This window comes from Bradyrhizobium sp. S3.12.5, assembly GCF_040548225.1.
Taxonomy (GTDB): Bacteria; Pseudomonadota; Alphaproteobacteria; order Rhizobiales; family Xanthobacteraceae; genus Bradyrhizobium; species Bradyrhizobium cytisi.
On sequence record NZ_JBEPRF010000008.1, the window covers coordinates 85,482 to 98,188 of the forward strand.

A 12,707-nucleotide genomic window follows, 5' to 3' on the forward strand; every position below is an offset into this window, starting at 1 on the left:
CTACGCTCCCTTGTTCGGGCCTTCGCCCTTGATCCCGTTGGCTCTTGCGCATGCGCGGCTCAACGCGTCGTCTATCCGGCCTTCCGCAGCAGCGAGCCACGCGACGGCTTCGCTCATGCTGACGACACCGCAGGCAATCAGGATCGCCGGCTTAACCTCGCCGCTGGCCTCGCGCAGCGCCGCTTCCGCTTCCGCATCGCTGACGCCGGCGATTGTTGCGACGATCCCGCGCGCCCGCTCGCGCAATTTCGCATTGTCGGCCTTCAGATTGACCATGAGGCCCCGATGGATGTGACCAAGCTCGAATCCCATCAATGACGAGAGCATGCCTAGCGCGGCCTTTTGCGCAACTCCGGCCGCGAGCCGTGTCGAGCCGCGCAGCGCCTCCTCTCCGCTATCGAGCAAGATCGACGCGTCGGCACCGACGAGCAAGGGCGAGCCCTGACGATGCGCGATGCCGATCACGAAGGCGCCACGGCGGCGCGCCGCTGCGGCCGCTGCGACTGTGAACGGCGTCGAGCCGCTCGCCGATACGACGATCACGGCATCATGAGAGAGATCACCGAGCCCGGTTATCGCGTGCTCACCGGCTGCGGCATCGTCCTCCGCGACGCCATCGATGCGGAACGGCTCGGTGGTCCCGCCGGGCAGGACAATCGCGATGCGGCTCTCATCGAGGCCGAACGTGCCGGGAAGCTCGGCTGCATCTTCAGCGGCCGCAAGACCGGAAGAGCCGGCGCCCGCATAGATCAGCCGTCCCCCTGCTCGCCAAATCGCCGCGAGGCGAAGCGCGGCGGCGCGGATGTCGCCGGAGGCAGCCGCGACCGAAGCGATCGCCCGGCGGTAGGATGCGAGCATCGCCTCCGCGAACACCGCCTCATCGATGGTCACGACACCACCGGTGTCGCGGCACCTCTCTCCGTCCGTCTCCAGCCGCGGCAGCACCGACATCGTGGATACCAATGGTAGATACCTCTTGTATTTACTTTTGCCACCTGACATACCACTTGTCTAGTGGCGTTAAGAACTTTTTAGGAGGCTCCGTGGCGACGGCCCAGTTTTTCCTCGGTGTGGATGGCGGCGCGACCCGCTGCCGCGCGAGATTGCGGGATTCGTCGGGTCGCGAACTCGGGCACGGCCTCGGGCCGGCTTCGAACATCTATCTCGATTTCGACGAAGCCATGCGGGTCGTCCGTGAAACGATCGAGTCCGCCATCGCGGCCGGCGCACCAAGGCAGGAGATCGCAGTCGGCCTTAGCCTTGCCGGGCTTTCGGACGACGAGGAAGCGGCGCGCGTCTCCGCCGCCCTGCCCGGCTTTGCACACATCGTCGCCGTCAATGATGCAGTCGCCGCCTGCGTCGGCGCCAATGGCCTCGGCGATGGCGGCCTGATTATCGCGGGCACGGGCTCGGCGGGCATAGCTCGCGTGGGAGCTCGAACGACTATTATCGGCGGACGCGGTTTCTGGCTTGGCGACGACGGATCCGCTGCACGGCTTGGCGAATCGGCGTTGCGTGCGACGCTGCGTGCGATCGATGGCCTCGAGCCGATGAGCGGCCTGGCGCAAGCACTCGGGCGCCATTTCGACGGCGATCCGTTGCGGATGAGCCGCTGGGCAGCGGACGCAAGGCCACGCGACTACGGCGCCTTCGCGCCCCAGATCCTGGACGTCGCCAGGTCCGGAGATATGCGCGCGCGCGAAATTGTCGGCGAAGCAGCCAGCGCGATAGCGGCGCTTGCGAACGCCCTGAATGCACTTGGCGCCGAGCGCGTTGCCCTCGCCGGCGGCTTCGGTGAGCCCTTGCGCCCGTTTTTGCCGCCTGATGTGGCCAAGCGCCTCTCCGCGCCCCGGCGCGACGCAGTCGACGGCGCGATCCTGCTCATCGGCGGAACGCTCGCGGAGGACGCCGCATGTCCATGACGGTCGAAACCGCGCCGGGCCAGAAGCTCTATCGCGCCGTGGTCGACGCGCTTCGGCGCGAGATTGAGACTGGACGCTTCGCAGAGACGCAATTGCTTCCGGCCGAGCGCGAATTGTGCGAGCTGCTCGAGGTATCGCGCACCACGCTACGCAAGGCGATTGCCGACTTGATCGCCGAAGGCGTGCTGTTTCACCGCCACGGCGCCGGCACCTTCATCCATCGCGCGACGCCGCGCGTCGAGCAGCCCTCCTCGCGCCTGACGAGCTTCACGGAGGACATGCGGCTGCGTGGATTGGAGGCGAGCTCGCGCGAGCTCGAGCGCGGCGTGTTCCTGCCGACACCGGAAGAGTCCATGATGCTTGGCGTACGGCCGAACGAACGCGTGTTCCGGCTCGGCCGCCTGCGCCTGGCTGACGGTTCGCCCATGGCGATCGAGCGCGCCGCCGTGCCGATACGCTTTCTTCCCGAACAGGATTCGGTCGGCGGCTCGCTGTACGAGGCGCTCTCCGCGCGAGGCTTCAAGCCCGCCCGGGGCTTGCAGCGCTTGCGTGCGACCCTCGTCGATCAGTCGGATGCGGAACTGCTCGGCGTCGCACCGGACAGCCCGGCGCTCTATATCCAGCGCATCGCCTATCTTGCCGACGGATCCTGCGTCGAATTCACGAAATCCTGGTACCGGGCGGACGCCTATGACTTCGTCTCCGAACTCACGCTGTCGCCACCGGCCCGAAAGGCGCACCGATGACGACCTACATGCTTCAGGAGATCGGCGAGACAGGCGAAGCGGTCGCGCGCCAGCTCGGCCACAACGCGGAGCGGCTCGCTGAACTTGGCGCGCGTCTGCGCATGCTCGATCCGCCACTCGTCGCGACCATCGCCCGCGGCTCGTCGGATTGCTGCGCGCTCTATCTGAAATACCTGGTCGAGATTGTCTCGGGGGTGCCTTGTGCCTCGATCGGCCCTTCCATCGCGACGCTTTATCGTACCCCGATGCGGCTCGCAGGTGGCGTTTCTGTCGCGATCTCGCAATCGGGACGCAGCCCCGACATTGTCGAAATGCAGCGCGCCACACGACGCGGCGGTGCGCTGGCCGTCGCACTTGTCAACGACGTAGCCTCGCCGCTCGCGCAAGAGGCCGAAGTGCTGCTGCCATTGTGTGCCGGCACAGAACGCTCCGTCGCGGCGACCAAATCGATGGTTGCAGGTCTCGTCGCGTGCGCGAGCCTGGTCGCGGCTTGGCGCCAGGATCGGCAGCTCGCAGACGCCCTCTCCGACCTGCCGGACATCCTGCGCGGGCAAGCAGCGCCGCCGCCCACGGCCATGCTGGAGGGACTCGCAAATGCCCGCAGCGCTTTCGTGCTCGGCCGCGGCGCCACGCTTGCGATCGCCGCGGAGGCGGCGCTGAAGCTCAAGGAAACCTGCGCGATTCACGCCGAAGCCTATTCCGCGGCCGAGGTGCTGCATGGCCCGGCCGAACTTGTGGAACCCGGCTTTCCCGTCATCGCCTTCCTGCCGTCCGACGCGGCGCGCGAAGGCATGCTGCCGACACTTGCGGCGCTGGCGAGTGCCGGCGCGAGGGTGATTACAATCGAGGCCGGAGGCGCCGACGAGGCGGATCGTCTCGCGACCGCAAAAGTGGAGGCGACGCTGCTGGAGCCCATCGTCATGATCCACCGCTTCTACCGCCTTGCCGAGGCGCTTGCGCTCCGGCTCGGGCGAGATCCCGACCGCCCGCGCAACCTGCGCAAGGTGACGGAGACCCGTTGATGATCGTTTTGACCGGCGCACGGATTTTTGATGGCGAGCGTTTTTTTGACGACCACGCGGTCGTCGTCGAAGGCGACCGCGTCGCCGCGATCCTCCCGTACTCCGAGAGACCGCATGGCCCGGTACGCGATCTCGGTGGCGGCCTGCTTGCGCCCGGCTACATCGATGTGCAGGTCAATGGCGGTGGCGGCGTCTTGTTCAACGAGGACCCGACGCCCGAAGGCATCGCCCGCATCGCCGCAGCGCATCGCAAGCACGGCACCGTCGGACTGCTGCCGACGCTGGTAACCGATGCCCCGCAAGTGATGGCGGCGGCAATCGCCGGGACGCGCGAAGCACGGCAACTGACCCCGGCGACGCTCGGCATCCATCTGGAAGGACCCTTCCTGGATCCGGCTCGCAAGGGCGCGCATGAGCTCAGACATATCCGCGACCTCAGGCCGGGCGACATTGCGACGATCGTCGAGGCGAACTGCGGCGCCGTCATGCTGACGCTCGCGCCCAATCGGGTCGATGCGGCGAGCATTGCCGAACTCGCGCGGCGTGGCGTGCTGATTTCGCTCGGCCATTCCAGTGCAAGCTACGCGGAGGCGCGCGCAGCCGTCAAAGCCGGCGCACACGCATTCACCCATCTGTTCAATGCGATGAGCGCACCCGCCGGGCGCGAACCAGGCATGGTCGGCGCAGCGCTCGATCTCGACGAGGCTTTCGTCGGGATCATCGCGGATGGTCATCATGTGCACGAGGCGAACCTTCGTATCGCCTTTGCCGCCAAGCGGCATGATCGCTTCATGCTGATCACCGACGCGATGCCACCGGCCGCCGGCGGTCCCGATCAGTTCGATCTACAGGGCCGCCGCGTGACGTGTGTGGACGGTTGCCTGCGGCTCGACGATGGGACGCTCGCCGGCTCGGTTCTGACCATGGACGAGGCGGTGCGCTATGCCGTCAACGTCGTGAGGCTTCCGCTCGCCGATGCCCTCGCTATGGCATCACGCGTTCCGGCGACGTTTCTCCGGCGCGACGCGGAACTTGGCCGTATCGCACCAGGCTATCTCGCAAGCCTCGTGCATCTCGACGACGAGCTACGGGTACTCGAAACCTGGATCGAGGGCCGGCCAACCGCCGACGGCTCCAAGCGCGACGAGCTGGCAGGCAACACCTGACTGAAGGACCGATCGAGCCATGTCCTCGCCTTCCATTTTGACCGCACAGAATGTTCGCGTTCTCGTGGTTGGCCTTGGCACCATGGGAACGAGCCACGCCCGCGCCTACAGATCGGTCGAGGGATTTGAGCTCGTCGGTCTTTGCACCTCCCGCGCAGCCGATCGCGACGATCTCGAGGCCGAGTTTCCCTCTCTTCCGCGCTTCGAAAGCCTCGACGAGGCGCTCACGAGCTTGCGTCCCGATGCCGTCGCGATCTGCACCTACACGGAGCATCACGCCGCCATGGCCTTGCAGGCTTTCGCCGCAGATGCGCATGTTTTCTGCGAAAAGCCGCTCGCCAACACGCTGGAGGCCGCGCGGCGGGTCGTCAGCGCTGCACGTACGGCCGGAAAGGCGCTGCTGATCGGCTATATCCTGCGCGTGCATCCCGCATGGTCGCGCTTCGTCGAGATCGGCCGGACGCTCGGAAAGCCGCTCGTGATGCGCATGAACCTCAACCAGCAGTCTACGGGCTCCTTCTGGGAGGTTCATAAGAACCTCATGCGGTCGACTTCGCCGATCGTCGATTGCGGCGTCCATTACGTCGACATCATGTGTCAGGTGACGCGGGCGCGTCCCGTCGCGGTCCATGCGGTCGGGGCGCGGCTGACGAGCGAGATCGCGCCTGCCATGTACAATTACGGCCATCTTCACATCATGTTCGACGATGGATCCGTCGGCTGGTACGAGGTCGGTTGGGGTCCGATGATGAGCGAGACCGCTCATTTCGTGAAGGACTTGATCGGCCCGAACGGCAGTGTGTCGATCGTCGCGAAAGAGAGCACCGATGCGGGCGCGCATTCGGCGGACCATGACACGCATACGCGGACCAACGCCCTTCGCATCCATCACGCGGCGCTCGTCACCGAAGGCCGCTTTGCGAAGCCGGATGAGTTGATCTCGACCGCAGACGAACCCGGCCATCAAGAGCTCTGCGAGCGCGAGCAGCGGCTGTTTCTGAGTGCGATCCGTGGCGAGATCGACCTATCCGAGCATCACGAGGACGCGATCAACTCACTCCGTATCGTCTTTGCCGCCGACGAGAGCGTCCGAAGCGGTGAAGTCGTCCGCCTGTAGATCCGCGCCTATCGAATGCGCCGCGCACCCGGATCGGAGAGAAATACCCAGGCAAGTACCCACACCACTGCGCGACAAGCAACGTACCGGCATGCATGGGACATCTTAATACGAGCCGGCATGTTGCTTCGGCCTGCGCAAGGCAGCGTCGAACGGGTTGATCTTCGCCGCCAGCGCCTCGGCCTCGCGCCTTAGCACCTGGACCACAATCGGCAAACGCTCAGCATTCAGCCGCCCGATTGTGGTGCCCATGCTGATCGCGGCGAGCGGCTGCCCAGTGCGTTGCGGCTAGGGGACCGACGACTAGGCGCGTCCCAAGCACTCCAAGGGCTTTTGCCTTGTAAGACGCCGCAAGCGCAACCCCACCGCCGACTGCTATAGACGTGTCGGCAGTTACGTCATTCGAACCCAGGCACCCTTGCGTGCCGAGGACTTCACCGCAGCATCGATGAACTTCACGCCTGCTAGGCCATCCTCAACGGTCGGAAAGGTCACCTCGGGATCCGGCCGTCCGCCGGCCCTTGCCGCGCGGATGGCGCGCGCTGCCTCGGCATAGATTGTTGCGAAACCCTCAAGATATCCCTCGGGGTGGCCGGAGGGGACGCGGGTGACGCGGCCCGCCTCGCCCAAGGCGCCGGCCCCGCCGCGGGTCAGGAGCTGCTTCGGCCGGCCGTAGGGCGTGAACCAGAGATGGTTCGGATTCTCCTGCGCCCATTCGAGGCCGCCTTTGCTGCCGTAGACGCGCAGCGTGAGGCCATTCTCATTGCCGACGGCGACCTGGCTCGCCCAAAGCATGCCCTTGGCGCCGCCCTTCCACTTGAGGAGGATCTGGACATCGTCGTCGAGACGCCGTCCTTCGACAAAGGTCGACAGCTGGGCGAACAGCTCGTCCAGTTCGAGCCCGGTGACGAAGCAGGCGAGATTGTAGGCATGAGTGCCGATGTCGCCGATGCACCCGCCGGCGCCGGACCGTGCCGGGTCCGTGCGCCACGCCGCCTGCTTGTGGCTGCTTGCCTCTAATCGCTCGGTCAGCCAGTCTTGGAGATATTCGGCATGGACCAGCCGAATCTCCCCGAGGTCGCCATTCGCGACCATGGCGCGCGCCTGCCGGACCATGGGATAGCCCGTATAGTTGTGCGTCACCACGAACACCTTGCCGCTCTTCTTGACGAGCGCCACCAGCTCTTCGGCCTCCGCCACGGTCGTCGTCAGGGGCTTGTCGCAGATGACGTGGATTCCGGCTTCAAGGAAGGTCTTCGCGACCGGGCTGTGCATATGGTTTGGAGTTACGATCGAGACCGCCTCGATGCCGTCCGCTCGCGCGGCTTCGGCCGTCGCCATCTCTTCGAAGGAGCCATAAGCGCGATCGTCGGCGATGCCGATCTCCTTCGCCGAGGCCTTGGCTCGAACCGGATCGGACGCGAGCGCGCCGGCAACCAGCTCGAACTGGTCGTCGATGCGAGCGGCAATGCGGTGGACGGCGCCGATGAAGGCCCCCTGTCCGCCGCCGACCATTCCCAGTCGGATACGCGCATGACCGCCGGGTTCATTGCTTGCGTTGATCGGCATATTCTCCTCCCGCTCAGGATAGGCCCAGCATCTTGCGGTTCGCCGTGTCGTCCGCGCCCGAGCCCGCGAAATCGTCGAAGGCTTTCTCAGTGACGCGGATGATATGGCTCTTGATGAACTCGGCGCCCTCGCGCGCGCCCTGCTCAGGATGCTTCAGCGCGCACTCCCATTCGAGCACCGCCCAGCTGCCGTAATCGTGTTGCGTAAGCTTCGAGAAGATGGCGCCGAAATCGACTTGGCCATCGCCCAGCGAACGGAAGCGACCGGCACGGTCGGCCCAGCTCTGAAACCCGCCATAGACGCCTTGACGGCCCGTCGGGTTGAACTCGGCGTCCTTGACGTGGAAGGCCTTGATGCGCTGGTGGTAGATGTCGATGTAGTCCAGATAGTCAAGCTGCTGCAGAACGAAGTGCGACGGGTCGTAGAGCAGATTCGCGCGCGTATGGTTATTGACCCGCTCCAGGAACATCTCGTAGGAGACGCCGTCGTGCAGATCCTCGCCCGGGTGGATCTCATAGGCAACATCAACGCCATGCTCGTCCGCATAGTCGAGGATCGGCCGCCAGCGCTTCGCGAGTTCGTCGAAGGCTGTTTCGACGAGGCCGGCCGGACGTTGCGGCCACGGATAGACATAGGGCCAGGCAAGTGCACCGGAGAAGGTCGCGTGTGCGGTGAGCCCGAGACGCCTGGAGGCTAAGATCGCGCGCTTGACCTGGTCGACGGCCCACGTCGTGCGCGCCTTGGCATTGCCGCGCACCTCCGGCACGGCGAAACCGTCGAATGCCGCATCATACGCCGGGTGAACGGCGACGAGCTGACCCTGAAGATGAGTCGAGAGCTCGGTGATGCAGAGGCCGTGATGGGCTGCTATACCTCTCACCTCGTCGGCGTAGTCCTGCGACTCCGAGGCCTTCTTCAAGTCGAAAAGCCGCCCATCCCAGCTCGGAATCTGAACCCCCTTGTAGCCAAGCGAGGCGGCCCATCCGCAGATCGAATCGAAGGAATTGAACGGCGCCGCGTCGGCAGCGAACTGAGCGAGGAATATCGCTGGTCCTTTGATCATCTTCATCGAATGCTTCCTTCTATCCTAGACGCTCCAGCAGCACCTGCCCGCTGAGTTCGATACCCCACCAAAACTCGCCTCCCCTTGCTGGTTCCCGGAGACCGGGCGGGCATTTCACTCCAATACCCAGATCGGGCAATCTTAGCTGAGGACTGTCCCGGCTTCAGAACGTCTCCCCGGCCCACAACGCCATCGCCTCGAGGTCGGACAGCGGGGCCGGTCGCTCGACGCGCGAGCGCACTGCGATCTCTCCGCCTTCGACGCCGGCCTTGAGGATCGCGTGCTTCACTTCCAGCGCATGGCTCGCCAGCGCTCCGGAGGAGCGGTGTGGCGTGCCGTGTAGCACCGCACTTGCGAGTTCGGCGACGCCCAGACAACGATAGTTGGCCTGATTCGGCATGTGATCGGCCCAATTCGGCGAGCGCCAGTTGGGCTTGCCGAACGGCCGGTCGTCGGCTGCGACCGAGATCCAATCGCCACCCTTCTCAGTGTATTGCACGGCGCCGCCGAAGAAATTGGGATCCGGCACCCGCAGCGAGCCCTCGGTGCCGTAAAGCTCGATCGGCGGATGTCCGTGTTTCCAGACGTCCCAGCTCATCGCAAAGATGATGTCGGCACCCGACTCGAAATGCAGCAGCGACATGACCGTCGTCGGGGTTTCAACCGCGACGGTTTTACCGTTCATCGGCCCCTTCGAGGTGACGAGCCGCGTGGCGAAGCCGGCGCTCGCGCGCCCCTGAACTCGTACAACGGGACCCAACAGGTTGATGAGGGCCGCCAGGTAGTAGGGGCCCATGTCGAGGATCGGTCCGCCGCCCGGCTTGAAGAAGAAGGTTGGATCGGGGTGCCAATGCTCCATGCCATGCGACATCAGAAAACAGGTGCCATAGAGCACCTTGCCGATCCGACCCGTATCGACGAACTCGCGCGCCATCCGTCCGCCGCCGCCAAGGAAAGTATCCGGCGCGCAGCCGAGCTTCAGGCCGCGACGCGCCGCCTCCGCGACCAAGGTCGCGGCGTCTTTGGCCTCAACAGTGATCGGCTTTTCGCCGAACACGTGCTTGCCGGCGTTAAACGCCGCCTGGCTCACGTCGTAGTGCGCGTTCGGCGTGGTGAGATTGATGATGATCTGGATCTCAGGACGCGCCAGCAGCGCCTCGATCGACAACGCCTCGATGCCGAACTGCCCCGCCTGGGCTTGCGCGGCCTCGGGCCGCAGGTCGGCACAGGCGACCAGCCTAAGATCGCGGAATTTCGGCAAGTTGTGCATGTAGATCGTCGAGATGTTGCCGCAACCGACGATGCCGACTCCGAGCCTGCTCATGATCCCCTCCCTGTTACGTCCAAGCGGTCACGGTCTCGAGCGCCCTGCGCGCGAAGCGGGCGACGTCATTCGGCTTGTCGTGTTCAGCGACGAACAAGGAGACCCTGGCCTCCGTCATCGCCGCGCGCAGCGCCGGCCAGTCCATGATGCCGTGGCCGGGATCAGCCCAGCCGTCCTCGTCGACGCACTGTCCCGATGGCGCAAGATCCTTGATGTGGCAGGCGACCAGGCGCTGCGCATGTTTCTTGATCTCGGCAACCGGATCGCCGCCGCCGCGCACGATCCAGGCGAGATCAGCCTCCCAAACGAGGTCGGGCGCCTCCTCGAACAGACATTCGAGATAGGTCTTACCGCTGCCGCTACGGCCGTATTCCCAATGATGGTTGTGCCAGCCAAATTTGAGCCCCTCGTCGGCCACCGCCTTTCCGATGTCAGCAAGCTCGCGCCCAATGCCGCGCCATTCCTTTTCTCCGCCCTCGCGCTCGCCCAATGGTGGGGCCGGCGCAAAGATGGTCTCGATGCCGAGTCCCTTGCACATCCTCGCCGTGTTGACCGCGTCCCCGCGCAGCCGGTCGAGCCCGACATGGGCGCTCGGCGCGGTCATCCCGTGGACATCGAGGAGCCTCTTCAGCGTCTCGGGATCGTTGAACAGTCCGCCCCAGGGCTCCACCATCGTGTAGCCGAGGCTGGACAGCAGGGCGATCTGCGCCTCGAGCGGGGTGATGGAGCGGGCTGAATACAGTTGTATGGACAATCGGTCGATCGGCTTGGTCATGTCGCGCTTTCGGTAGCTGGAGGATCTAGAGGCGTTGTCCGCTTGTCTCGTCGAACAGCGACAGCGCCTGGGCGGGAAACCGCAGCGCGAGCGTGTCGCCCTCGCGCATTTTCGCGTCGGCGTCATCGCGGAAGGAGAAGGTCGTGCCGTCGGCGAGGCGGCACCAGATCAGCGTGTCGGCCCCCATCGGCTCGACCATCTCGACGCGGGCGGACACTGCGGACGGATCGTCGGACGCAGTCAGCTCGATATGCTCGGGACGGATGCCGAGAACGGCCGGCGCGTCGGTCGGCAGGCCGCGGAAGGCGTAGCCGTTCAGTCCGAGCCGGTTTGCGCCGGCGATGAATCCGGTCTCGCCGTCACACGCGATCCGGCCGGGAATGAAATTCATCGCGGGCGAGCCAACGAAGGAGGCGACGAACCGGTTGACCGGCTCGCGATAGATCTTCTTCGGCGTGTCGAGCTGTTGGATCACGCCACCCTGCATCACTGCGATCCGATCCGCGAGCGTCAGCGCCTCGATCTGGTCGTGCGTCACATAGATCATGGTGGCGCTGAGCCGTGCATGCAGCCGCTTGATCTCGACCCTGAGTTCGGCGCGCAGCTGGGCATCGAGATTGGAGAGCGGCTCGTCGAACAAATACACGCCCGCATGGCGTACCAGCGCCCGTCCAATCGCGACTCGCTGGCGCTGCCCGCCGGACAACTCGCTGGGGCGGCGGTCGAGGAGACTGGTGAGCCGCAGCATCTGCGCGGCCTCGCCGACGCGGCGCTCGATCTCCTCCCGCGGCGTTCCCGCGACCTTCAGCCCGAACGACATGTTCCGGCGCACGCTCATGCGTGGATAGAGCGCGTAGCTCTGGAACACCATCGCGATGCCGCGATCCTTCGGTTCTGCCCAGGTGACATCGCGGCCGCCGATATGGATCTCGCCACCCTTGACGTCGATCAGCCCTGCGATCGCGTTGAGCAATGTCGACTTGCCGCAACCGGACGGTCCAAGCAGTACGAGGAACTCGGACGCCTCGACGTGGAGATTGAGATTCTCCAGCACCTTCAGGCCGCCAAAGCCGATCTGAAGGCTCCTGATGTCGACGTTCGATTTCTGCATGCTGCGTCAGCCTTTCACTGCGCCGGCGGCGATGCCGCGCACGAACCACCGGCCGGAGCCGAAATAGACGGCGAGTGGCAACAGCGCGGTTAGCAGCGTCGCCGCCATATCGACATTGTAGGCGCGCTCGCCTTGCGTCGAATTGACGATATTATTGAGCTGCACCGTCATCGGCAGATTGTCGCGGCCGGCGAAGACAAGCCCCAGAATGAAATCGTTCCAGATGCCGGTCGTCTGCAAGATGACCGCGACCACGATCATGGGGGTGGCCATCGGCATCATGATCCGCGCATAGATCTGGTAGAAGCCGGCGCCGTCGACACGGGCGGCTTTGAACAACTCCACCGGCAGCGAAGCGAAATAGTTGCGGAACAGCAGCGTCATGGTGGGTAAGCCAAAAATCGTGTGGATCATCACGATGGTGAGGAGCGACTGCCCGAGGCCGGTGAAGGAGAACACCCGAACCAGCGGATAGATGAACAGCTGATAGGGAATGAAGGCGACCACCATCATCGCGCCGAACAGGATGTTGGCGCCGCGCACACGCCATAGCGACAGCGCATAGCCGGTGAGCGAGCCGACCAGGATGGAGATCGCGACCGACGGCACCAGGATGCGCAGCGAGTTTAGAAAACCGATCTTGATGCCCTGGCAGGTCAGACCGGTGCAGGCCGAGGTCCAGGCCTTGACCCACGCTTCGATGCTGGGAGCTATCGGCAAGGCCAACAGATTGCCCTGCCGGATCTCTGCCATCGGCTTCAGCGAGGTGACGACCATTACATAGAGCGGCAGCAGGAAGTAGAGCGCGGTAATGAAGATGAAGGCATAGAGGCCCCAGCGGGCCGGGGTCATGCGCTTCGGCCGCCGTGCTGCGGGTAACGGCTGCGCCACC

General features: G+C 65.0%; 13 protein-coding genes. 5 read left to right on the forward strand and 8 right to left on the reverse strand.

Translation table 11 applies throughout. The features are described from left to right. Positions 1-963, reverse strand: a complete 963-nt coding sequence (locus tag ABIC09_RS13440; protein WP_354109548.1) for an N-acetylmuramic acid 6-phosphate etherase — start codon at positions 961-963, stop codon at positions 1-3. Here ABIC09_RS13440 and ABIC09_RS13445 point away from each other — a divergent pair. From ABIC09_RS13445 to ABIC09_RS13465, 5 genes are read left to right on the forward strand one after another with little or no spacing between them, the layout of a single operon-like run. Further along, the gene (locus ABIC09_RS13445; protein WP_354109549.1) at positions 963-1,922 is read left to right on the forward strand and encodes a glucosamine kinase nucleotide-binding domain-containing protein; all 960 of its coding nucleotides are present in this window, start codon (positions 963-965) and stop codon (positions 1,920-1,922) included. The genes ABIC09_RS13440 and ABIC09_RS13445 overlap by 1 nt on opposite strands. Continuing rightward, entirely contained in the window at positions 1,913-2,668 is a 756-nt protein-coding gene (locus tag ABIC09_RS13450) for a GntR family transcriptional regulator (protein ID WP_246229590.1), read from the forward strand. Before ABIC09_RS13445 ends, ABIC09_RS13450 begins: the two co-directional genes overlap by 10 nt. Continuing rightward, entirely contained in the window at positions 2,665-3,690 is a 1,026-nt protein-coding gene (locus ABIC09_RS13455) for an SIS domain-containing protein (protein ID WP_354109550.1), read from the forward strand. The genes ABIC09_RS13450 and ABIC09_RS13455 overlap by 4 nt, the downstream gene beginning before the upstream one ends. Then, entirely contained in the window at positions 3,690-4,856 is a 1,167-nt protein-coding gene (nagA, locus tag ABIC09_RS13460) for an N-acetylglucosamine-6-phosphate deacetylase (protein ID WP_354109551.1), read from the forward strand. The genes ABIC09_RS13455 and nagA overlap by 1 nt, the downstream gene beginning before the upstream one ends. A gap of 37 nt (positions 4,857-4,893) precedes the next feature. Continuing rightward, positions 4,894-5,973, forward strand: a complete 1,080-nt coding sequence (locus tag ABIC09_RS13465; RefSeq protein WP_354109676.1) for a Gfo/Idh/MocA family protein — start codon at positions 4,894-4,896, stop codon at positions 5,971-5,973. Positions 5,974-6,078: 105 nt separating this feature from the next. Here ABIC09_RS13465 and ABIC09_RS13470 read toward each other — a convergent pair whose 3' ends face one another. The 7 genes from ABIC09_RS13470 to ABIC09_RS13500 form a co-directional block, all read right to left on the reverse strand. Next, positions 6,079-6,225 (reverse strand): hypothetical protein, encoded by a 147-nt coding sequence (locus ABIC09_RS13470; RefSeq protein WP_354109552.1) that lies wholly within the window; start codon positions 6,223-6,225, stop codon positions 6,079-6,081. Between the two features lie 141 nt (positions 6,226-6,366). Next, positions 6,367-7,542 (reverse strand): Gfo/Idh/MocA family protein, encoded by a 1,176-nt coding sequence (locus ABIC09_RS13475; protein WP_354109553.1) that lies wholly within the window; start codon positions 7,540-7,542, stop codon positions 6,367-6,369. 13 nt (positions 7,543-7,555) lie between these two features. Beyond that, positions 7,556-8,611 carry a sugar phosphate isomerase/epimerase family protein gene (locus ABIC09_RS13480; protein WP_148749097.1) on the reverse strand — a complete coding sequence of 352 codons (1,056 nt, stop codon included), beginning with the start codon at positions 8,609-8,611 and terminating at the stop codon, positions 7,556-7,558. 157 nt (positions 8,612-8,768) lie between these two features. Then, positions 8,769-9,929 (reverse strand): Gfo/Idh/MocA family protein, encoded by a 1,161-nt coding sequence (locus ABIC09_RS13485; RefSeq protein ID WP_148749098.1) that lies wholly within the window; start codon positions 9,927-9,929, stop codon positions 8,769-8,771. A 13-nt stretch (positions 9,930-9,942) separates the two neighbouring features. Further along, entirely contained in the window at positions 9,943-10,704 is a 762-nt protein-coding gene (locus tag ABIC09_RS13490; RefSeq protein ID WP_187434610.1) for a sugar phosphate isomerase/epimerase family protein, read from the reverse strand. 25 nt (positions 10,705-10,729) lie between these two features. After that, a complete protein-coding gene (locus ABIC09_RS13495; RefSeq protein ID WP_354109554.1) occupies positions 10,730-11,815 on the reverse strand; it encodes an ABC transporter ATP-binding protein in 1,086 nt (361 codons plus the stop codon). A 6-nt stretch (positions 11,816-11,821) separates the two neighbouring features. Further along, positions 11,822-12,706, reverse strand: a complete 885-nt coding sequence (locus tag ABIC09_RS13500) for a carbohydrate ABC transporter permease (protein WP_210250852.1) — start codon at positions 12,704-12,706, stop codon at positions 11,822-11,824. Position 12,707: the final 1 nt, after the last annotated feature.